General features: G+C 63.1%; 20 protein-coding genes. 13 read left to right on the forward strand and 7 right to left on the reverse strand.

Annotated elements, in window-relative coordinates:
* Positions 1-30 precede the first annotated feature (30 nt).
* The 4 genes from NVV77_RS13400 (at position 31) to NVV77_RS13415 (ending at position 3,554) form a co-directional block, all read left to right on the forward strand.
* Complete coding sequence (locus NVV77_RS13400; RefSeq protein WP_291405793.1) at positions 31-966, forward strand: dihydrodipicolinate synthase family protein; 936 nt, start codon at positions 31-33, stop codon at positions 964-966.
* A gap of 75 nt (positions 967-1,041) precedes the next feature.
* Positions 1,042-2,037 (forward strand): dihydroxyacetone kinase subunit DhaK, encoded by a 996-nt coding sequence (locus NVV77_RS13405; RefSeq protein WP_295414084.1) that lies wholly within the window; start codon positions 1,042-1,044, stop codon positions 2,035-2,037.
* 3 nt (positions 2,038-2,040) lie between these two features.
* A complete protein-coding gene (locus NVV77_RS13410) occupies positions 2,041-2,676 on the forward strand; it encodes a DAK2 domain-containing protein (protein WP_295414087.1) in 636 nt (211 codons plus the stop codon).
* An 80-nt stretch (positions 2,677-2,756) separates the two neighbouring features.
* Positions 2,757-3,554: an IclR family transcriptional regulator gene (locus tag NVV77_RS13415; protein ID WP_295414090.1), complete on the forward strand. Its 798-nt coding sequence runs from the start codon at positions 2,757-2,759 to the stop codon at positions 3,552-3,554.
* Between the two features lie 190 nt (positions 3,555-3,744).
* Here NVV77_RS13415 and NVV77_RS13420 read toward each other — a convergent pair whose 3' ends face one another.
* The 4 genes from NVV77_RS13420 to gabD form a co-directional block, all read right to left on the reverse strand.
* Entirely contained in the window at positions 3,745-4,425 is a 681-nt protein-coding gene (locus NVV77_RS13420) for an RraA family protein (protein WP_295414092.1), read from the reverse strand.
* A 4-nt stretch (positions 4,426-4,429) separates the two neighbouring features.
* Positions 4,430-5,155: a FadR/GntR family transcriptional regulator gene (locus tag NVV77_RS13425; protein ID WP_295414095.1), complete on the reverse strand. Its 726-nt coding sequence runs from the start codon at positions 5,153-5,155 to the stop codon at positions 4,430-4,432.
* Positions 5,149-5,967 (reverse strand): SDR family oxidoreductase, encoded by an 819-nt coding sequence (locus NVV77_RS13430; RefSeq protein ID WP_295414097.1) that lies wholly within the window; start codon positions 5,965-5,967, stop codon positions 5,149-5,151. The genes NVV77_RS13425 and NVV77_RS13430 overlap by 7 nt, the downstream gene beginning before the upstream one ends.
* Positions 5,968-6,158: 191 nt before the next feature.
* Positions 6,159-7,610 (reverse strand): NADP-dependent succinate-semialdehyde dehydrogenase, encoded by a 1,452-nt coding sequence (gene gabD, locus NVV77_RS13435; protein WP_295414099.1) that lies wholly within the window; start codon positions 7,608-7,610, stop codon positions 6,159-6,161.
* A gap of 129 nt (positions 7,611-7,739) precedes the next feature.
* Here gabD and NVV77_RS13440 point away from each other — a divergent pair, with 129 nt between their 5' ends.
* The 9 genes from NVV77_RS13440 (at position 7,740) to NVV77_RS13480 (ending at position 17,203) form a co-directional block, all read left to right on the forward strand.
* On the forward strand, positions 7,740-8,849 hold the full coding sequence (locus NVV77_RS13440; protein WP_295414102.1) for an S-(hydroxymethyl)glutathione dehydrogenase/class III alcohol dehydrogenase: 1,110 nt from the start codon (positions 7,740-7,742) through the stop codon (positions 8,847-8,849).
* Between the two features lie 180 nt (positions 8,850-9,029).
* The gene (gene fghA / locus NVV77_RS13445; RefSeq protein WP_295414105.1) at positions 9,030-9,860 is read left to right on the forward strand and encodes an S-formylglutathione hydrolase; all 831 of its coding nucleotides are present in this window, start codon (positions 9,030-9,032) and stop codon (positions 9,858-9,860) included.
* Positions 9,861-9,922: 62 nt separating this feature from the next.
* The gene (locus tag NVV77_RS13450; RefSeq protein WP_295414107.1) at positions 9,923-10,936 is read left to right on the forward strand and encodes a substrate-binding domain-containing protein; all 1,014 of its coding nucleotides are present in this window, start codon (positions 9,923-9,925) and stop codon (positions 10,934-10,936) included.
* A gap of 351 nt (positions 10,937-11,287) precedes the next feature.
* The gene (locus NVV77_RS13455) at positions 11,288-12,439 is read left to right on the forward strand and encodes an extracellular solute-binding protein (RefSeq protein ID WP_295414109.1); all 1,152 of its coding nucleotides are present in this window, start codon (positions 11,288-11,290) and stop codon (positions 12,437-12,439) included.
* On the forward strand, positions 12,436-13,314 hold the full coding sequence (locus NVV77_RS13460) for an ABC transporter permease (RefSeq protein ID WP_295414112.1): 879 nt from the start codon (positions 12,436-12,438) through the stop codon (positions 13,312-13,314). The genes NVV77_RS13455 and NVV77_RS13460 overlap by 4 nt, the downstream gene beginning before the upstream one ends.
* 1 nt (position 13,315) lies before the next feature.
* Positions 13,316-14,140 (forward strand): ABC transporter permease, encoded by an 825-nt coding sequence (locus tag NVV77_RS13465; RefSeq protein WP_295414115.1) that lies wholly within the window; start codon positions 13,316-13,318, stop codon positions 14,138-14,140.
* A gap of 383 nt (positions 14,141-14,523) precedes the next feature.
* Positions 14,524-15,564 (forward strand): ABC transporter ATP-binding protein, encoded by a 1,041-nt coding sequence (locus NVV77_RS13470; RefSeq protein ID WP_295414117.1) that lies wholly within the window; start codon positions 14,524-14,526, stop codon positions 15,562-15,564.
* Positions 15,561-16,397, forward strand: a complete 837-nt coding sequence (locus tag NVV77_RS13475; protein ID WP_295414119.1) for a glycerophosphodiester phosphodiesterase family protein — start codon at positions 15,561-15,563, stop codon at positions 16,395-16,397. The genes NVV77_RS13470 and NVV77_RS13475 overlap by 4 nt, the downstream gene beginning before the upstream one ends.
* The gene (locus tag NVV77_RS13480; protein ID WP_295414121.1) at positions 16,394-17,203 is read left to right on the forward strand and encodes an inositol monophosphatase family protein; all 810 of its coding nucleotides are present in this window, start codon (positions 16,394-16,396) and stop codon (positions 17,201-17,203) included. Before NVV77_RS13475 ends, NVV77_RS13480 begins: the two co-directional genes overlap by 4 nt.
* A gap of 278 nt (positions 17,204-17,481) precedes the next feature.
* On the opposite strand, the gene NVV77_RS13485 is transcribed toward NVV77_RS13480, so the two are convergent.
* From NVV77_RS13485 to NVV77_RS13495, 3 genes are read right to left on the reverse strand one after another with little or no spacing between them, the layout of a single operon-like run.
* Positions 17,482-18,273: a CoA ester lyase gene (locus NVV77_RS13485; RefSeq protein WP_295414124.1), complete on the reverse strand. Its 792-nt coding sequence runs from the start codon at positions 18,271-18,273 to the stop codon at positions 17,482-17,484.
* The gene (locus NVV77_RS13490) at positions 18,273-19,469 is read right to left on the reverse strand and encodes a CoA transferase (RefSeq protein ID WP_295414127.1); all 1,197 of its coding nucleotides are present in this window, start codon (positions 19,467-19,469) and stop codon (positions 18,273-18,275) included. The genes NVV77_RS13485 and NVV77_RS13490 overlap by 1 nt, the downstream gene beginning before the upstream one ends.
* Positions 19,466-20,533 carry an ABC transporter ATP-binding protein gene (locus NVV77_RS13495; protein WP_295414128.1) on the reverse strand — a complete coding sequence of 356 codons (1,068 nt, stop codon included), beginning with the start codon at positions 20,531-20,533 and terminating at the stop codon, positions 19,466-19,468. The genes NVV77_RS13490 and NVV77_RS13495 overlap by 4 nt, the downstream gene beginning before the upstream one ends.
* Positions 20,534-20,539: the final 6 nt, after the last annotated feature.

Genomic DNA, 20,539 nt, shown 5'->3' on the forward strand with positions numbered 1-20,539 from the left:
TGGCTCCCGTCCAGGCCTTGGAGGAATTCGATGAGCAACCCCATCGCGCTCAAGCTGCGCAACACCCTGACGGGCATCCTGCCGCCCCTCTCCATGCCGTTTGATGAAAAGGGCAACCTCGTCAAAGGCGCGCTCAAGGCCCAGGTCGATTTCATGATCGATTCCGGCGTGCGCGGGCTCGTCGTCGGCGGCTCGACCGGTGAGGGTCACACGCTCTCCTCCACCGAATTCACCGAAGCCATGATCGAGGCTCACGACGCCAATGCCGGCCGCGTGCCCTTCGTCGTCGGTCTCATCGTGCAGTCGACCCGCGAAGCCATTGATCGCGTCAAGGCGCTGGGCGACATCAAGATCGACGCCCTGCAGGTCACCCCGGTCCACTACCTCTTCAAGCCCGGCCGCGAAGCCACGATTGAGCACTTCCGCGCGATCTGGGAAGAGACCCAGGTTCCGATCCTGATCTACAACGTCATTCCCTGGAACTACCTCTCCATCGACGACATGCTCGCCATCATGGAAGCCGTGCCCGGCGTTGTCGGCATGAAGCAGTCCTCGGGTGACGTGAAGTCGGTTTCCGACCTCATGCTGCGTTCCAAGCCCGAAAACATCGTCCTCACCGGCATCGACGCGCTGCTCTATCCCAGCTTCGCCTTGGGCGCCCATGGCGCCATCAGCGCGCTCACCTGCGCCGTGCCGGGCGTCACCGTAAAGCTCTTCGACGCCGTCCAGGCGGGCGATCACAAGACCGCCAAGGATATCCACTTCCGCCTCAACGCGCTCTGGAATGCCCTGCGCCACGACAACCTGCCGGCCTGCGTAAAATACATCCAGCACCGCCAGGGCCTGCCGCTCTTCCACCCGCGCGCCCCGATGGAGCGCGTCACCGATGCGCAGAAGGCTGCCATCGATGCCGTGCTCGGCCCGGTGCTCGAACTGACCAGCGTGCGCGCCAAGTCGGCCGCCTGATCGACTGTCTGATCGATCTCGGGCGGGCCGCCGCAGAAGCGGCCCGCCTTCCACCACGACGCCTGGGAGGACGACATGAAAAAGCTGATCAACGACCCCGCCAACTATGTCGACGAGATGCTCGACGGTCTCTGCCTCGCCCATCCGGGCCTTGTCCGCGTCGGCGATGATCGTCGCGCCGTGGCCCGCGCCACCAAGATGCGCCAGGGCAAGGTCGGCGTCGTCTCCGGCGGTGGCTCGGGCCACCTGCCGCTCTTTACCGGCTATGTCGGAAAAGGCCTGCTCGATGCCTGCGCCATCGGTAATGTCTTTGAAGGCCCCACCATCAATTCCTGCCAGGACGCGATTGCGGCCGCCAATGGTGGCGCGGGCGTCCTCTGCCTCTTCGGCAACTATGGCGGGGACAAGATGAACTTCGAGATGGCGAGCGAATTCGCCGCCATGGACGGGGTCGAAACCCGCACGGTCCTCGGCACCGACGATATCGCCAGCGCCAAGCCCGAAGAGTCCCAAAAGCGCCGCGGCGTGGCCGGCCTGATCTTTGCCTACAAGGCCGCCGGCGCCCTCGCCGAACAGGGCGGCAGTCTCGACGACGTCGCTGCCATCGCGCAGAAGACCGTCGACCGCACCCGCACCATTGGCGTCGCGCTCTCCTCCTGCCAGATCCCCGGCGCCGCCGGCCCCAACTTCACCATTGCCGATGACGAGATCGAATTCGGCATGGGCATCCATGGCGAGCCCGGCATCTGGCGCCACAAGATCCGCCCCGCCGACGACCTCGTCGACGAAATGATCTCTCTGATCCTCGCAGAAAAGCCCCAAGGCGCGACCCGTGTCGCCGTGCTGGTCAACTCGCTGGGTTCCACGCCCTTCGAGGAACTCTTCATTCTCTATCGCCGCGCCGCCCAGCAGCTCGGCGCCGCCGGCCTCACCGTGGTCAATCCGCTGATCGGCCCTTATGTGACATCCATGGAAATGGGCGGCGCCTCGATCAGCCTCTGCTTCCTCGACGACGAAATCGAAACCCTGCTTGCAGCCCCGGCCGAGTGCCCCTTCTGGAAGGTCGGCTGAACCATGGCCATCACGCTTGAAACCCTGGCCGACGCCATCGCCCGCGCCAATGCCTCCATGTCCAGCCTGACCGATGTGCTCAACGCCGCCGACGCCAAATTGGGCGACGGCGATACCGGCACCATGCTGGCCCGCCTCATCTGCACATTCGCTGCCGTGGACGTAAGAAATGCCGAAAACCTCGGCGCCGGCTTCATGGCCCTCGCCAAGGCCGGTGCAGCCTCTACCGGCTCCAGCCTCGGCACGCTCATCATCACCGCCATGATGACGGCCGGCAAAGCCACGACCGGCAAGAGCGAACTGGCTTGGTCGGACCTCTCCGGCATCATCGCCGCCATCCGCTACGCCGCCATGGCCCGCGGCAAGGCGGAACTCGGCGCCAAAACCATCATCGATGGCCTCGATGCGCTCGCCAGCGGCATCGAGGGCAAGACGGATGCTGCGAGCACTGCCGCTGCGGCCGAAAAGGCCATGCACGACGTCCTTGCCGAATTCCGCAACCGTCCCTCCGCCATGGGCCGCGCCCGCATGTTTGCCGAAAAGAGCGTGGGTCTCGATGATCCCGGCATGCTGGCTCTGGCCGAAATTGTCCGCAGTCTTGCTCAAAACCCTCAGCATGACAGTGCGTCCGTTGCTTGAGAGTGCTTCGCAAGTGAACTAATAGAACCAGGCTTGACGGTCGCGCGTGACTGTTCAATCTGAGCGTTGAGACCCAGAACATGACCGATACCGATCAAGCACTGGCGCCAGCCAAACCGGCCCGCAGCGACGAGAGCCTCAAATCGCTCACCAAGGTGTCGCGGGTGCTCGACTGCTTTAATACTGCGCACCGGGCCCTGACCCTGGCCGAAATCTGCGCCAAGACCGGCTATCCGCGCTCCACCACCCATCGCCTCCTCGCCGCCATGCGTGAGGTCGGTTTCATCGAGCAGGAGCGTGAGCGCGACGCCTACCGCCTGGGTCTGCGCCTCTTTGAACTGGGCAATACCGTTCTCGCCAATCTCGAGCTCAATCGCGAAGGCCGGGTCATCGTCGATGCCCTCCATCGCCTGACGAGCCGCGCCGTGCATCTGGCCGTGTTCGACGGCCATCGCGCCGTCGTCATCCAGCGCACTGAAGCCGAGCCCATGCTCAGCAATACCATGGTCGAAAATTCGCCGGTCCACTGCACCAGCGTCGGCAAGGCCATCCTCGCGCACCAGCCCGAAGAAATCATCGCTCGGGTGATCGATGCCGGTCTCGAGCGCTTTACCGAAACCACCTTCACCGAACCCGACGCCTTCCGCGCCGAACTCGACCTCACCCGTCAGCGCGGCTACGCCATCGACAATGGCGAGCACCAGCCGGGCCTCAGGTGCATCGGCGCCCCTATCCGCAACCAGTCGGGCGCGGTCTTTGCCGGCATCAGCATCAGTTCCCCCGCCTGGCAATTGCCCATGGCCGAGGTCGACGAACTCAACAAGGTCGTCATCTACCACGCCAACCTGATTTCCCAGCGTCTGGGCTACGTGCGCTAACTGCGTCATCGCCTCCCTCCTCCGGTTGGCGTTTTTTTGGGCTTTTTGCCCTGTGGTTGCCCGTACTTCCGGGCCGTCTCCACCCACCGCATGTCACCCCGGCGAAGGCCGGGGCCCATCTTGAGATCTCAGGATGGATCCCGGCCTTCGCCGGGATGACAGTCAGTGGGAAACCGGGCTTCGTTCGTGATCAGACCGGCCCGCCAGTCTTCCCCACCGGCCAGATCTTCTGCAGGTCTTCACCCGCCAAAATCCGCTGGCGGCAAACCACTTCATTCTTCCCCAGTTCATCAGCCGCATCGGCGATCACACCAACCAGCTCAGAGGGAATGACCACCACACCGGTCACGTCGGCAAAGATCACGTCGCCGGGACGGATGCGCACGCCATCGATATTGAGTTCGGTCTGGTAATAGGTCGCTTCCATGCGGCCCGAGACGCCCACCGGGCTCATGCCCTTGGCGAACAGCGGATAGTCGAGCTTCCGAACTTCGGCCAGGTCGCGCACCGTGCCATTGACTACGGTCGCTGCCGCGCCCTTGGTCTTGGCGCCGCTCGACATCAGTTCGCCCGTGCCCGAACCTTCGGCGCAGGAACTGTCGACCATCAAAATGCCGCCCTTGACCACGGCATCGATGGCGCCGTGATAAACGTCCTGCGGCTGGCCAACACGCGCGCTCTTTTCATAGAGCACGGTCGAGACCGGACCACAGACGACCTGGCCGGGGGCCAGAACGCCAAACTGGGAAATACCCTTCAGATAGCCATAGGGCCCGCGGCCATCGAGCACGTCGTGGATATCGCCCGAATACCACTGGGAAAGCCGCTTGATCGCTGCCCAATCGGTATTGTTGTAGTCATAAGCCGCCATTGTCTCAGCGTCCCTTTCTTGCGGCGTCGATCGCCTGTTCGAGATAGGTGGTGGAATTGTCGATATGCTCGCGCATCAGCGCGCGGCTCTGTTCAACATCGCCACTACGGATGGATTTGAAGATGGCCTGGTGCTCGGCGACGCCTTCGGCCTGCGTCTTGCTCGGCACGCGGCTCGTCAGTCGGATCACGTCGGTGATCAGCCCATAGAGATTGGCATAGACGCTGGACATGATTTCATTGCCCAGCGACTGCACCAGCGCGAGGTGAAATTTCGCGTCGGCCTCGGCATAGTGGGCAAAATCCTTGGCATCTGCGAGATCAGCCAGCGCCGCCTCCACCGCCTCGGAAACCTTGCCCTCACCCCCGGCGAGCCGCCCGACCACCTCCAGCTCGAACATGCGGCGCACATCCATGAGCTGCACGAGATAGGCCGGGTCCTCGGCAAAGAGCGCCTTAACCGTTGTTGCGAGCGAACCCAGAAACTGGTCCACGTCATCGCGCACGACTTCGGCGCGCTCGCCATGGCGGCGACGGACCAGACCCTTGGTTTCAAGGATCTGCAGCCCCTCGCGCACCGAGCGCGTCGAAATCGAAAAGCGGCGCGCCAGCTCGGCTTCCGAAGGCAGGCGGGCGCCCACCTTCAATTCGCCCGAGAGGATTTCCGCCTCAATGGCGGCAACCACCGAAGTGTGGAGCTTTTCCCGGTCTGACGCGCCTGAGATCACCATGCGGTAAACCCGCCATCGACCACGACATTGGAGCCGGTCATATAGGTCGAGGCATCGGAGGCGAGGAACTGGATGACCCCGTTATATTCGCCCTTCTCGGCCTGGCGGCGCATCGGCACGCGCTCGAGAAAGTTGTCGACGAATTCCTTGTCAAAGCTGCCGGTCTTGACCCCACCGAAGGAGATCAGGTTGCAGCGGACATTCTTCTCCGCCCAATAGGTCGCCACATAGCGCGTCAGATTGACGAGGCCGGATTTTGACGCGGCATAGGACACCGCCTTGATAAAGGGCACGCCATCGCGCTTTTCGCGATAGGCATAGAGCGCCTGGTTGGGCGAGACGATCCCATAGATCGAGCCGACATTGATGATGCTGCCGCGGCCCTTCTCGGCCATTTTCGCGCCGATCACCTGGCTGCACAGCATCACGCCGGTCAGGTTCACGTCGATAATGTCGTCCCAGAATTTCTGCGGATAGACTTCGAAGGGCGCATTCTGCTCGGCGCCGCCATCGGGTTTTGAGTCGATGCCGGCATTGTTGACCAGAACTTCCGGCACGCCCCAATCGGCAATCACCTTGTCGGTCGCCGCCTCGATCGCCGCCTTGTCGGTGACGCTGGCCTCATAGATGCGGACATTCTCGCCAAGGCCCGGAAACAGCTCGTCGAACTTTTCCTGGGTGATCGAACGGCGGCTATATACGGCCACCTTGGCACCGGCCTTGGCCAGCGAAGTGGTAAATTCGCGACCAAGCTGCCCCAAACCACCGGTCAGGACCACCACTTTGCCAGCGACGCTGAAAAGGTCAGACATCTATCGCTCCAACTTATGTCATAAGTCATATGTCATAAGGTTAAGGCGGGAGATTGGCAAGGTAGATTCTTTTGGGCACCAAACGCGGCGTCATTCCCGCGAAAGCGAGAATCCCGCCTCCGTGCCCCAAAACAAAAATCCCCGCTTTCGCGGGGATGACGTCGTGCAGTGGAGAATAGGGTGGCGCAGCCTCAGCTGATCCGGCCAAGGCAAACATATTTGATCTCGACAAACTCCTCGATGCCATAGCGCGATCCCTCGCGCCCCAGCCCCGAAAGCTTTACCCCGCCAAACGGCGCCTCGGCCGTGGAAACGAGCCCGGTGTTTACGCCGACCATCCCATATTCAAGCGCCTCGGCCACCCGCCACACCCGGCTCAGGTCCCGCGCATAAAAATACGAAGCCAGCCCAAACTCCGTATCATTGGCCTGCGCGATCACATCGGCCTCGTCCTTGAACCGGAACAGCGGCGCCACCGGCCCAAAAGTCTCTTCCCGCGCCACGGCCATGTCAGCCGTCACATCGGCCAAAACCGTCGGCTCATAGAACGTCCCGCCCAGCGCATGCGCCTTGCCGCCGCGCAAGACCTTCGCACCTTTCCCCAGCGCATCGGTCACATGCTCTTCCACCTTTTCGAGCGCCGCTTCATCGATCAGCGGCCCCAGGATAACGCCCTCGTCAAACCCATTGCCGGTCTTGAGCGTCCCCACGGCCTTGCTGAGCTTTTCGGCAAAGGCGCCATACACCCCGTCCTGCACATAGATGCGGTTGGCGCAGACGCAGGTCTGCCCATTGTTGCGGAACTTGGCGATCAGCGCCCCGTCGACTGCCGCATCGAGATCGGCATCGTCGAAGACGATAAAGGGCGCATTGCCCCCCAGTTCCAGCCCCAGTTTCTTGATCGTCGGCGCGCTCTGCTTATAGAGCTCGGCGCCCACCTCGGTTGACCCGGTAAAGGTCAATTTCCGAACGATCGGATTGGCGGTCATTTCCGCCCCAATTTCTCTAGCGGAGCCGGTCACGACACTAAACAGCCCCTTGGGCAATCCCGCCCGTTCCGCCAGCACGGCAATGGCAATCGCCGAAAACGGCGTCTGCGAAGCAGGCTTCAGCACCATGGCACACCCCGCCGCCAGCGCCGGCCCCGCCTTGCGCGTGATCATCGCATTGGGAAAATTCCACGGCGTAATCGCTGCCACCACCCCGATCGGCTGCTTCATTACCATGATCCGCGCATCGGCCCGATGCCCTGGGATCAGGTCGCCATAAACCCGCCGCGCCTCCTCGGCGAACCACTCGATGAAACTTGCGCCATAGACGATCTCCCCCGTCGCCTCGGCCACGGGTTTTCCTTGTTCGAGTGTGAGAATCTTGCCCAGATCCTCCTTGTTCTCGATCATCAGCTCGAACCAGCGCCGCAGGATATTGGAGCGCTCCTTGGCCGTCCGCTTCGCCCAAAGCTTTTGCGCGCCCTCGGCAAATTCGATGGCCTCGCGCGTTTCCGTGGCGCCAAGCTTGGGCACATGACCGATCACGTCGCCCGTCGCTGGATTGGTCACCGCAATGCCGGAGCCATCCGCCTCGATCCAGCGGTCCCCCACAAGCGCGGCCTGCCGAAAAAGTGTCTTGTCCCTAAGCTGCATGATCCACTCCCTTGGGCTGTTGGCACAGCATATACAATCAGACCCAGCCATGGACACCCACCGGGCTTGCGCCGGCCCGGTTCCACTTGTACCCAACGGAAACTGACGCCCAAAAAGGAGATGCCCCAGATGAAATCCCGTGCTGCCGTTGCCTTCGCACCCGGAAAGCCCCTGGAAATCGTCGAGATCGACGTCGCCCCGCCCAAGAAGGGCGAAGTGCTGATCAAGATCACCGATACGGGCGTCTGCCACACCGACGCGTTCACGCTGTCCGGCGATGACCCCGAAGGCCTCTTCCCCGTCGTCCTCGGTCACGAAGGCGCGGGCGTCGTCGTCGAAGTCGGCGAAGGCGTCACCTCCGTAAAGCCGGGCGACCACGTCATCCCGCTCTACACCGCCGAATGCGGCGAGTGCCTCTTCTGCAAGTCCGGCAAGACCAATCTCTGCACCGCCGTCCGCGCCACCCAGGGCAAGGGCGTCATGCCCGACGGCACCACCCGCTTCTCCTATAACGGCCAGCCGCTCTACCACTACATGGGCTGTTCCACGTTCTCCGAATACACGGTCGTCGCCGAGGTCTCCCTCGCCAAGATCAACCCCGAAGCCAATCACGAGCACGTCTGCCTTCTCGGTTGCGGCGTCACCACCGGCATCGGCGCAGTGCACAACACGGCCAAGGTGCAGGAAGGCGATAGCGTCGCCGTCTTCGGTCTCGGCGGCATTGGCCTCGCCGTCATCCAGGGCGCCCGCCAGGCCAAGGCCGGCCGCATTTTTGCAATCGACACCAATCCGGGCAAATTCGATCTCGCCAAAGAGTTCGGCGCCACCGACTGCATCAATCCGAAAGATTATGAAAAGCCGATCCAGCAGGTCATCGTCGAAATGACCGGCTGGGGTGTCGACCACTCCTTCGAGTGCATCGGCAATGTCAACGTCATGCGCGCCGCACTTGAATCAGCCCATCGCGGCTGGGGCCAGTCGATCATCATCGGCGTTGCCGGCGCCGGCCAGGAAATCTCCACCCGCCCGTTTCAGCTCGTCACCGGCCGCAAATGGATGGGCACCGCCTTCGGCGGCGTCAAGGGTCGCACCCAGCTCCCCGGCATGGTCGAGGACGCGATGGCCGGCAAGATCGACCTCAAACCCTTCGTCACCCACACCATGGGCCTCGACGAAATCAACCACGCCTTCGACCTCATGCACGAAGGCAAGTCGATCCGCTCCGTCATCAAGTATTAATTTGCAACTGGGTGCTGGCGCTCTTGGTCGGCACCCAGCCGCTTCCTCCCATCCATTCACGGTGTCATTCCCGCGAAAGCGGGAATCTCTTTTCCGACCGGAGATCCCCGCTTTCGTGGGGATGACGCCGCGGGTAAGGGCGGCCCCATTGCAGCCCTCCCTCCCAGAGGACCCCAAACAATGAACCTCATCGAACAACACGCCTCTTTCGGCGGCACGCAGAGCGTTTTCCGGCACACGTCCAAAACCCTTAACTGCGACATGAACTTCGGGATTTTCATCCCCGAGCACGCAGAGGGCGAGCGCCTCCCGGTCATCTACTGGCTCTCGGGCCTCACCTGCACCGAGCAGAATTTCATCACCAAATCAGGCGCCCAGGCCTATGCCGCCGAACACGGCGTCATCGTCGTCGCCCCCGACACCTCGCCCCGCGGCGATGACGTTGCCGACGATCCGGCCTACGACCTTGGCAAGGGCGCCGGTTTCTATCTCAACGCCACGCAAGCCCCTTGGGCAGCACACTTCCGCATGTACGACTACATCGTGGAAGAACTCCCAGCCCTCATTGAAGCCAATTTCCCGGTGAGTGACCGCCGCTCGATCATGGGCCACTCCATGGGCGGCCACGGCGCTCTCACCATCGCCCTCAAGAACCCCGGCCGCTACCGCGCCGTCTCGGCTTTTGCCCCCATCGTCGCGCCAAGCCAGGTCCCATGGGGCGAAAAGGCCTTCTCCGCCTATCTCGGCCCCGACCGCGACACCTGGAAACAGTACGACGCGACCGCACTTCTCGCCTCGGCCACTGAACGCCTGCCCATCCTCATCGACCAGGGCGACGCCGACGATTTCCTGCTCACCCAGCTCAAACCGGAAATCTTCACCGCCGAAGCCAAGCGCCTCGATCACCCGGTCACCCTCAACCTGCGCCCAGGCTACGATCACTCCTTCTACTTCATTGCCAGCTTCATCGGCGAGCACATCGCCCACCACGCGGCGGCCCTCAAAGCCTGACGGCCCTTGACGGCCGCCATAATGCCCGCACTATCGCGGCCGTCGAACAAGAGCAAAGCCCCATGAGCGAGCAGGAACGCCGCCCCTTCGTCAGCGCCCGCACCGTGGCCGAACGCGCCGGCGTGTCGCGCTCGGCCGTGTCGCGGACCTTTACCGATGGCGCCAGCGTTTCCGAGGAAACCCGCCGCAAGGTGCTCGAAGCCGCCGGCGAGCTCGGCTACCACGTCAATCACCTCGCCCGGGGTCTTCGCGAGCGCAGCAACATCGTCTGCCTCGTCGTCGCCGACATGACCACCCCGATCCGCGCCCGCCTCGTTGATGTCCTGACGCGAAAACTGCAGGCTGCTGGCAAGGTGATCATGATCATCAATACCGGCACCGACGAGGAAAGCGTCGCCGCGGCCCTGCGGCAGACGCTCAACTACCGCGCCGACGCCACCGTGGTCCTTTCCGGCACGCCCTCAGCAAAACTGATCGAAACCAGCCTCGCCAATGGCCAGCAGGTCATCCTCATCAATCGCGACGATCCGCTGACCGGCTGCCACAATCTCAGCGTCGACAACGAAATGGCCGGGCGCGAGGCCTTCTTCCTGCTCCGCCGTGCCGGCTGCAAGCGCCTCGCCCTCGTCACCTCAACGGCCAGCACCGCGAGCCTCCTCGAACGCGAGCGCGTCTTCGTCGAGGTCGCCAAAGAAGCCGGCATGGCCGTCACCGTCATGGCCGCCGGCCCCACCAATTACGCCTCGGGCTACGAAAGTGCCCGCCGCCTTTTCGGCCGCTCCGATGGTCCCGATGGCGTCTTCTGCGTCACCGATCTCCTGGCGCTAGGCTTCATGGATGCCGCCCGCCACGAATTCGGTCTCTCCCTCCCGAACGATCTTTGCCTTGTCGGGTTCGACGATATCGACGAAGGCGATTGGCAATCCTACAAGCTCACCACCTTCGCCCAGCCCTTCGCCGCCATGGGCGATCACCTGGTTGAACTGCTCGGCCAGACCGTTGCAGCCGGAACCGGAAGGCGGATTTTCGAGCCCATTCCCATCTGGCGAAAAAGTGTAAGGCCATCAGCGGACTAACGCCCCCGAACGGCCCATCTTGCACCTTGCACAGCATTGCACACGGTCGCAATAACAGCGCTGTCATGAAAGCGTTATCGAAGCCAAATATCTAGTTTCACCGAAAGAGATGCAAATGCACTTGTGTGCAAGCATCATTCGGTGTTGTCTATGCATGCGCTCGGCGCGGCCCCGGCAATATCCGACACAGAATTCGGAATTGCCCGCCGCGCTCAAGCAGCGAGGAGGGGAGTTCCATCAAGTTTGCGGGTGCGGGCTGGTGCGCATCTGCTTGTCGGCCTTGCCGGCTCATGGACTCCGTCGCCAGCGCAGCTAGGGTACCCTCTGGGGCTGCCCACATGGGAGAACACGATGAAACGCCGCCATTTCCTGATTTCCGCCGCCAGCATTGCCGCCGGCGTGACGATTATGCCGCGCATGGCCTTCGGTGCCGAAGGCGTGATCGACGTCTATTTCACCTCGGACCAGAACGTCATCGACTTCTGGACCAATGTGGTGAAGCCCAAATTTGAAGCCGCCCATGCCGGCATCACGCTCAACCTCGTTGACGGTGGCGACGGCCCGGGCGTTGCCGCCATCGGCGACCGCGCTCTCGCCGCGCTTGCCAGCGGCACCGATCCGCAGGCCGATCTCTTCGAAGGCTATGACACCCGCGTCAATGCCGGCGCCATCGACAAGGGTCTCTTCGTTGATTTCTCGGCCGCAGGCCTCTCCAACTATTCCAAGGTCAATCCGCTCGCCAACGACATCCCGACCCGTTTGGCCTATCGCGGCAGCCAGGTGCTGCTCGCCTATGACACCACCAAGCTCGATCCTGCTGCCGTGCCCAAGACCTGGGCCGACCTCGTCACCTGGATCAAGGCAAACCCGGGCCAGTTCATCTACAACCGTCCCAACAAGGGCGGTTCGGGTGGCAATTTCGTGCGCCGCGCCGTGCTCGAGGCCAATGGCAAGGATCCCAAGAAGTTCACCGTCGACAATTTCACCCCCGAATTTGCCGAAGAAGCCCTGACCCCGGCCTTTGCCATTCTCAACGACCTCGCCCCCTCGCTCTTTGAAGGCGGCGCCTATACGTCGGGCAATACCCAGTCGCTGCAGCTGCTCGGCCAGTCGGCCGTCACCATGATCCCGGCCTGGTCCGATCAGGCGCTCTCGGCCATCGCCCAGGGCGTGCTTCCGGAAACCACCGGCCTCGTCCAGCTTCAGGACCTCGGCCTGCCCGGCGGCTTCACCTATATTGCCGTGCTCTCCAATGGCGCCAACAAGGACTCGGCAATTCTCCTGGCCGACTTCCTCCTCACCGAGGAAATCCAGTCCGCCGTGCTCACCGAACTCGGTGGCTTCCCCGGCGTCGCCTGGGACTATGTCTCGGCCGACCTGCGCGAGCGCTTTGCCGACATCATCCCGGCGTCGATCCCGACCTTCCCGGGCGGCAAGTGGGAAACCGCGCTCAATGACGGCTGGTATCGCGCTGTTGCTCCGAACGTGGACCCTGCCTCGTGACCACGACAGACGCGGGCGCTTTGGCGCCCGCACCCACGCAACGCAAGAGGCCGATTGGCCTCTTGCTCGTGGCCGCCCCCGTTTTGCTCGTTCTCTGGCTCATCATCTGGCCGATTATCTCGGCCGTGATCCAGACCCTCTGGCTGCCGACATCAGATGGCGGGCGCGCCCTTTCGGTCTCGAGCTACGAGTTCTTCGCCAACGATCCCTATAGCCGCGCGAACCTGGCCATCACGCTCTGGACTACGGGCGTCTGCGCCATTTTCCTGCTGCTGATCTGCCTGCCGATCGCGCTCTATCTGCGTTTTTCCAATTCAAAGATCGCTGCCTATGTGCAGGGCCTCGCCATCTTCCCGATGTTCGTGCCCTCGATCATCCTGAGCTTTGCGTTCATCCGCGTGCTCGGCCCCAATGGCACGGTCGATCTGCTGCTCAATTCCGTGGGCCTCCCAAAAATCAAGTCGCCCTACCTCACCCCCTGGGGTCCGGTCATCGGCCTTGTCTGGGACAACATCCCGCTGACGGTGCTGATCCTGCTTTCTGGCCTCGGCAATGTGTCCAATCAGGCCATCGAAGCCGCGCGCGATGTCGGGGCAGGGCGCCTCATGCTCTTCTGGCACATTATCCTGCCGCGCATTTCCAATTCGATCCTCGTTGCCATTTCCTTTGCCGTCCTCGGCATTTTCTCGGCCTTCACCCTGCCTTACGTGCTGGGTCCCGCCGCGCCGGAAATGATGGGCCCCTTCATGCAGCGCACCTTCCGCGACCTGTTCGACCCCACCAACGCCATCACCCAGGCCGTCATCACCTTCGGCTTCTGCATCCTCTTCGGGCTCTTCTATGTGCGGTCCGTCGCCAAGAACAGGACGCCCTGACATGAGCGCCTCTCTCAAAGTCGCACAACCCGTGGACTGGACCGGCATCGTCTTCGCCGTCGTCCTCACCCTCGTCATCGTCGCGCCGCTGCTCGTCGTCGGCACCTGGGCCTTCACCAATGTCTGGCGCTTTCCCTCGGTCATCCCGCAGGAATTCGGCCTGAAATTCTGGTACCAGACCCTGGCCCGCGCCGACGTCTGGAGCTCCATCACCATGAGCCTGACGCTGGCCACCACGGTGACAGTCCTCTCCGCCATCATCTGCCTACCGGCCGCCTACGCCTTCGCCCGCCTGGATTTTCCCGGCCGCGATATTCTGTTCTTCTCGTTCCTCGCCGGCCACGCCTTCCCCAAATTCGGCCTCCTCGTCGCCATCGCCGGCATCTTCCTGCAGCTCAACCTCATCGGCACCTTCTGGGGCGTCGTCCTCATCCAGCTCGTGGGCACGCTGCTGTTCATGATCTGGATTCCCGTCGCCGCCTTCCAGGCCGTCGACCGCCGCATGGAAGAAGCCGCCCGCGACGTCGGCGCATCGCCCTTCCGCGTCTTCTGGTCGATCACCCTGCCACAGGCCGGCCCGACCATCGCCGCAGCTCTGCTCCTGAGCTTTGTCGGCACTTTTTACGAAACCGAAGGCGCCTGGCTCATCGGCGCGCCCCAGGTCCGCACCCTGCCGGTCCTGATGATCTCCTTCATCAACAACCAGCCCGTCATCCAGTATGGCGCCGTGCTCTCAGTCCTCCTCTGGGTCCCCAGCTTCATCGCCCTTTTGTTCGCGCGCCGCGTCGTCAATTCCGGCTCCTTCGCCAAGGGCTTTGGCGGATGAGTGTGGCCATCTCAAGCATCTCTGCTCCCGCCCCCCTCCCCACCCCCTCCCCGCAAGGGGGAGGGTGCTGCTGCGGTGGACGTGCACCACTTCTCGCCCCAAACTCGATCCAGCACCTCCCCCTTGACGGGGGAGGTTGGGAGGGGGTGCCGGCACCCACAAAACTCGCGGGGCCAACCCACCTCTCCTTCTGGGGGAGAGGTCGAATTGCGCAGCAATTCGGGTGAGGGGGCCTTCCGGCAACCTCTGCCCTCGCCCCGCTACCTCCTCTCGAGCATCGCCCCTTTATCCGATGCCCCTCGCGCTCCTTTTGCCTCTCGCAGGCCCCCTCACCCGGCGCTGCGCGCCGACCTCTCCCCCAAGGGAGAGGTGAAGGAATAAAAATGTCCGTTCTGACTATCAAAGATGTCACCAAGCTTTTCCCCGGCGGCACCAAGGCCGTGGATTCCTTCTCGCTCGAAGTGGCGGATGGCGAACTCGTCTGCCTCCTCGGTCCCTCGGGCTCCGGAAAATCGACGCTCCTGCGCATGGTTGGCGGCTTCGAACAGCCGACCTCCGGCCTCATCACCATCGACGGCCAGGACATCACCCACCTGCCGCCGGAAAAGCGTCCCACCGGCATGGTGTTCCAGAGCCACGCCCTCTGGACCCACATGGACGTCTTCAAAAACCTCGCCTTTGGCCTGAAACTTCGCCGCCTGCCGGCCGACGAGATCAAGCGCAAGGTCGAAGCCGTGCTCGAACTCGTGGGCCTCGGCGGCTACGGCACTCGCCGCGTCACCCAGCTCTCCGGCGGCCAGCAACAGCGCGTCGCCCTTGCCCGCTCGCTGGTGCTCGAACCCAAGATCCTCCTCCTCGACGAGCCCTTTGCCAGCCTCGACCAGCACCTGCGCGAGCGCCTCCGCGAAGAAGTCCGCGATATCCAGCAGCGCGTCGGCATCACCACGCTTTTCGTGACGCACGGCCAGGACGAAGCCCTCTCCATGGCCGATCGCATCGTCGTCATGCGCGATGGCCGCACCGAGCAGATCGATCGCCCCGACGTCGTCTATCGCGATCCCCAGACCCCCTTCGTCGCCGGCTTCATCGGCACGATGAACCTGATCGAAGGCACGGTCGCTAACGGCACCTTTAGCCGCGCCAGCTTCAGCCATCCGCTCGCTGTCGCCGATGGCCCCGCTACCCTCGCCATCCGCCCCGAAGCGCTCGATCTCGTTGCCGCCGAACCCGGCGCCGCAAAGGTCCATCGCGTCACCGACTACGGCACCCATGGCCTGCTCGACCTCAACCTGCCCGATGGCACCCGCGTAAAAGCCATGGTGAACCACCCCGGCCAGTTCAGCCACGGCCAGGGCGTCAATCTCGCCCCCCGCGCCGTCGCTGCCTATCGCGATAACAAGCAGATCTTCCGGAGCGAGGCATGAGCGACCCGCTCTATATTGAACAGGGCGGTCACCGCACCTGGCTCAAATGGCACCGCGGCCGCCGCAAGGCGTCCGACCCCGTCTTTACTGGCAGCCGCATTTTGGAAGCCATGCGCCTCGGCGCCAGCGTCGAGGTAGACCTGGTTATCCACGCCGACCACGGCTGTGCTATCCTTCATAACTTCTCGCTCGAGGAAGAGACCACCGGGTCCGGCCTCGTGCGCCAAACGCCGGCTGCAGTTCTGCGCCAATTGCATCTGCGCGGCACCGACGGGCACCCCATCGCCGACAAGGTGATGCTGCTTGAAGATCTCTGTGCGCTCCTCGCGCAAAACCAGCCGCATCCCGATGCGCTGCTGCAGCTTGATTTCAAGGAAGATTCCGCCGCCCTGACGCCCGAAGTGATCGCCAATTTCGGCGCCACCGTCGGCCCAGTCGCGCGTTCACTCATTCTCTCGGGCGGCGACTTCGATGCTATCAGTCTGCTAGCGAACTCGGCCCCCGATCTGCGCACCGGCTACGACCCCTGCTATGGCGAATCTCTCGCACGCTTGAAAGCCACAGGCGACTTCAAAACCTTCATCAACGACGCGCTCAAAACCGCGCCCGACGCCGAAATGATCTACCTCGCCTACGATATCGTCCTCGAAGCCGATGCCGCCGGCTTTGACATCGTGGCGCCCATTCACGCTTCCGGCCGGCGCATCGACGCCTGGACCATTCGCACTGTCGACGACACGACAATCCCCAAAGTCCGGCGCCTCCTGGCGCTCAAAGTCGATCAGATCACCACCGACGATCCCGAGGGGCTGAAGGCGGCCCTCGAAAAATGACTCACGATTACAACGCTATTCTCGCCGACATGGTCGCCACCACCCGCGAAGCCGGTGCGCTGACCCTCGAACACTTCAAGCGTTTTCGCGATCTGGAGATCGGCGTCAAAGGCCCCGGCGATTTCGTCTCCGATGCCGACCGCGAATCCGAAACCCTCATCCGCGACCGCCTGCTCTCCCGCTATCCCTGGGGCCTGACCGGCGAGGAATTTGCCCCCGCCGAGCGCGACGACGAAACCCATCGCTGGCTCGTCGACCCCATCGACGGCACCACTAACTTCTTGAATGGTCAACACTATACGATCACCATCGCCCTCCGCCGCGGCAACGAGACGGTGTGCGGCCTCGTCTACGACCCCGTCGCCGACGAGATGTTCACCGCCGTAAAGGGGCAGGGCGCCTTCCTCAACGGCGAGCGCCTCCATGTCAGCCGCTCGACCGACATCGCCATGATGTGCGTCGGCACCGGCCTCCCCACGCCGAATCTCTCATTGCATGCAGGCGCTTACGCCCGCCTCGATGCCATCCGCGCCCCCATCGGCGCCGTCCGCATCGTCGGCAGCGCCGCCAATTCCTGCGCCTGGGTCGCCTGCGGTCGCCTCACCGGCTACTTTGAAGAAACCGGTTTCGTCGACACGGCAGCCGGCATTCTGCTGGTGGAAGAAGCCGGCGGCGTCGTCACCGACTGGTGGGGCCGCGGCCCGGAAACCTTCGAAAAAACCGGCGTCCTGGTCGTCGCCAACAAGTCGACCCACGCCTACCTCCTCGACCATCTTCGGGATGTGCCGCAAAAGAACCCGGCCTAGTCGCTAGGTTTCTCGCACCAACCCCTCCCCAAACTCGAACTGCACCTCCCCCTTGATGGGGGAGGATGGGAGGGGGTGACGGCACTCACGGAACGAGCCCTCCATCGTCACCACCGGGCTTGTCCCGGTGGTCCATGCGGAGGCGAGATGGATTGCCGGGACAAGCCCGGCAATGACGACTGTTTGTGCATCGGCGTCTAAGCACCCACGGTGTCATCCCCGCGAAAGCGGGGATCTCCGTTTCGGCGCAGAGATTCCCGCCCACCGTAGACGGGGTGCTACCCCACCTGCCGCAAAATCGCCGCCGCCCGATCCCGCAACGGCTTGTCGATCATCTTCCCATCAAGGCTCACGGTCCCCTTGGTCGCCATCACCGCCCGCGCCCATTCCACCTCGGCGGCACTCGGCGCAAAAGCCTCATTCAGCAGCGGCACGGCCGAAGGATGCACGCAGGTCGCCCCATCAAACCCATGCCGCCGCGCCTCCCGCGCCGCCTCGGCAATGGCCTCCGTATCTGCATAATCAGCAATCGAGCGCAGCAGCCCCAGCGAGCGTTTCCCCGCTGCCTTGGCCGCATAATGCACCAGCAATTTCGGCATGCGCAGCACATCCGGGTCCGGCACCCCGCCCAACTCCAGCGCAAAATCCTCGCTGCCCAAATTGATCGCCTGAAGCCGCGGATGCCGGCAAATCGCCGCCGCATCCAGCACCCCAGCCGGGCTTTCAATCGTCGCTAGCACCGGCACCTCGGCCCCGCCATGTCGGCGCATCATCGCATCGAGTTCATCCACGACAGCGACCGAATTGGCCTTGGGAAAGACCAGGAGATCCACCCCCGCCGCCAGCGCCGCCGCCACATCGGCCTCCGACCCCGAATTGACCCGCACCGCCACAGCGCCCGAACCCTGCCGTATGTTCTTCACTGCCTCCGACAAATTCGCCCGCGCAAGCTCCTTGCGCTCCTCGGGCACTGCGTCCTCAAGATCGAGAATAACCGCATCCGCGCCGCGCAAATGCGCCTTGGCGATGAACCGCTCCTGATCAGCCGGCACATAAAGCAGCGAACGCATCAGGCGACCCTCCGGAATTCCCCATCAAACCCCAGTTCCGCCAGCAATTCCGCCCCATGCTCGTTGAGCCCCGGCGCCGGCCGCCGAAACCCGCCCGGCGTCCCAGAAAGCCGCGGCAGAACATTGTGCATCGGCATATCGCCAAACTCTTCATCCTCAAGCGCCACGACAATCTCGCGTTCCTGAAAATGCGCGTCCTCCATGGCGTCGCCGATATTGTAGACCGGCCCCACAGTCGCCCCCGAGGCCCGCATTTCCGCCAACGCAGCATCACGTGTCCGCGTCGAAAACCACCCCGAAATCGCTCCATCCACCAGATCGCGATGCTTCACCCGATCCGAATTACTCGCAAAGCGCGGATCATCATTCATGTCCGGCCGCCCGATAATCTCGAAAATCCGCCGCGCCACCGTCTGCGTCGATCCCGACAGCGCAACATAGCCCCCATCGGCACAGCGATAGACGTTCCGCGGCGAGGCCGTGTTGGAAGCACTCCCCACCCGCTGCTTGATTTTTCCAGTTTTCGCAAAAATCCCCGCCTCGGGCCCCAGCACCGAGAACATGGATTCAAGCAGCGACACATCGATCACCTGGCCCCTTCCTCCCCGCACATCGCGGGCATAAAGCGCCGTCATCGTCGCCGAAGCCCCATAGACGCCCGCAATCATATCGGCCAGCGCCAGAGGCGGCAGCACCGGCTCGCGATCCGGAAACCCCGTCCGATCCGCAAAACCGCTCATTGCCTCGACGATGGTCCCGAACCCCGGCAAATGCGCATAGGGCCCGGTCTGCCCAAAGCCCGAAATCCGCACCACGACCAGTCGCGGATTGCGCTCCAGCAAGGTCTCCGGTGCCAGCCCCATCTTTTCGAGCGTCCCCGGCCGAAAATTCTCGATGAACACATCGGCCGTATCGATCAGTTTCAGCAGCACATCCATCTGCGCCGCTTCGCGCAGATTGAGGCAGATGGATCGCTTGTTGCGCCCATAGGCCTTCCAGAAAAAGGAGTGCCCATCCTCCTTCCAGTCGCGCAGCGGATCGCCCTCGGGCGGCTCCACCTTGATGACATCGGCGCCGAAATCGCCAAGCTGCAGGCTGAGCATATTGCCCGCCATCAGCCGAGACAGGTCGATAACGCGAATGCTCTCCAGCGGCCCCGTCGCTGTCCCATCAAACCGAAGCTGCGCAAAATTCACCGGTCGAGCCTTTCCCCGCTCGCCTTGTCAAACAGCAGCACTTTTGCGGGATCAATCCCGAGACCAATCTTCTGGCCCGGCGACAGCAATTCCGCATCGCGTATGACGACGCTGATCTCGGTCCCACCAATCCGCGCCCGAACTTCCTGCGCCTCGCCCGTCGGCTCCACCACCAAGGCTTCGGCGGCAACGCCACCTGCTGCCAGCCCGATATGCTGAGGCCTGATGCCATAGACCACAGGCGTGCCCGCCGTCAGCGGCAGTGGACGGGGAATTGGGAGCTTTTCCCCGCCCGCCAGGGCCACGCTCGAAATTTCAGGCCCGAGCGCGGTAACCGCAAGCAGGTTCATTTCCGGCGAACCGATAAAGCCCGCGACAAACAAATTATTGGGATCGTTGTAGAGTTCGAGCGGCGCACCGGCCTGCTCGATCTTCCCGCCATTCAGCACCACGATCGTGTCGGCCATGGTCATGGCCTCGGTCTGGTCATGCGTCACATAAACGGTGGTCTTACCAAGCCGCTGATGCAGCGCCTTGATCTCGCCGCGCATGCGCACGCGCAGTTTGGCGTCGAGATTGCTCAGCGGCTCGTCGAACAGAAACGCCCGCGGATTGCGCACGATGGCGCGCCCCATGGCGACGCGCTGCCGCTGCCCGCCCGAAAGCTCCTTCGGCAATCGATCAAGCAGGTTTTCAAGCCCCAGGATTGCCGCCGCCTCGGCCACGCGCTTGTCGCGCTCGGCCTTCGACACACCGGCCAGCCGCAGCGCAAAGCTCATATTGTCGGCCACCTTCATATGCGGATAGAGCGCATAAGACTGAAAGACCATAGCGAGGTCCCGCTCCTTGGCGGGCATGTTGTTGACGACCTTGCCGCCAATGGTGATCTCGCCGCCGGAAATCGGCTCCAGCCCGGCAATCATGCGCAATAGCGTGGACTTGCCGCAGCCCGAGGGCCCGACCAGCACCACGAACTCGCCCTTTTCCATGGTCAGCGACAGGTCCTTGATGACCGTCACGCCGCCATAGTTCTTGCTGACATTACGGAGTTCGATTTCCGGCATTTTTCT

It is taken from the genome of Devosia sp. (assembly GCF_024707125.1).
GTDB lineage: Bacteria > Pseudomonadota > Alphaproteobacteria > Rhizobiales > Devosiaceae > Devosia.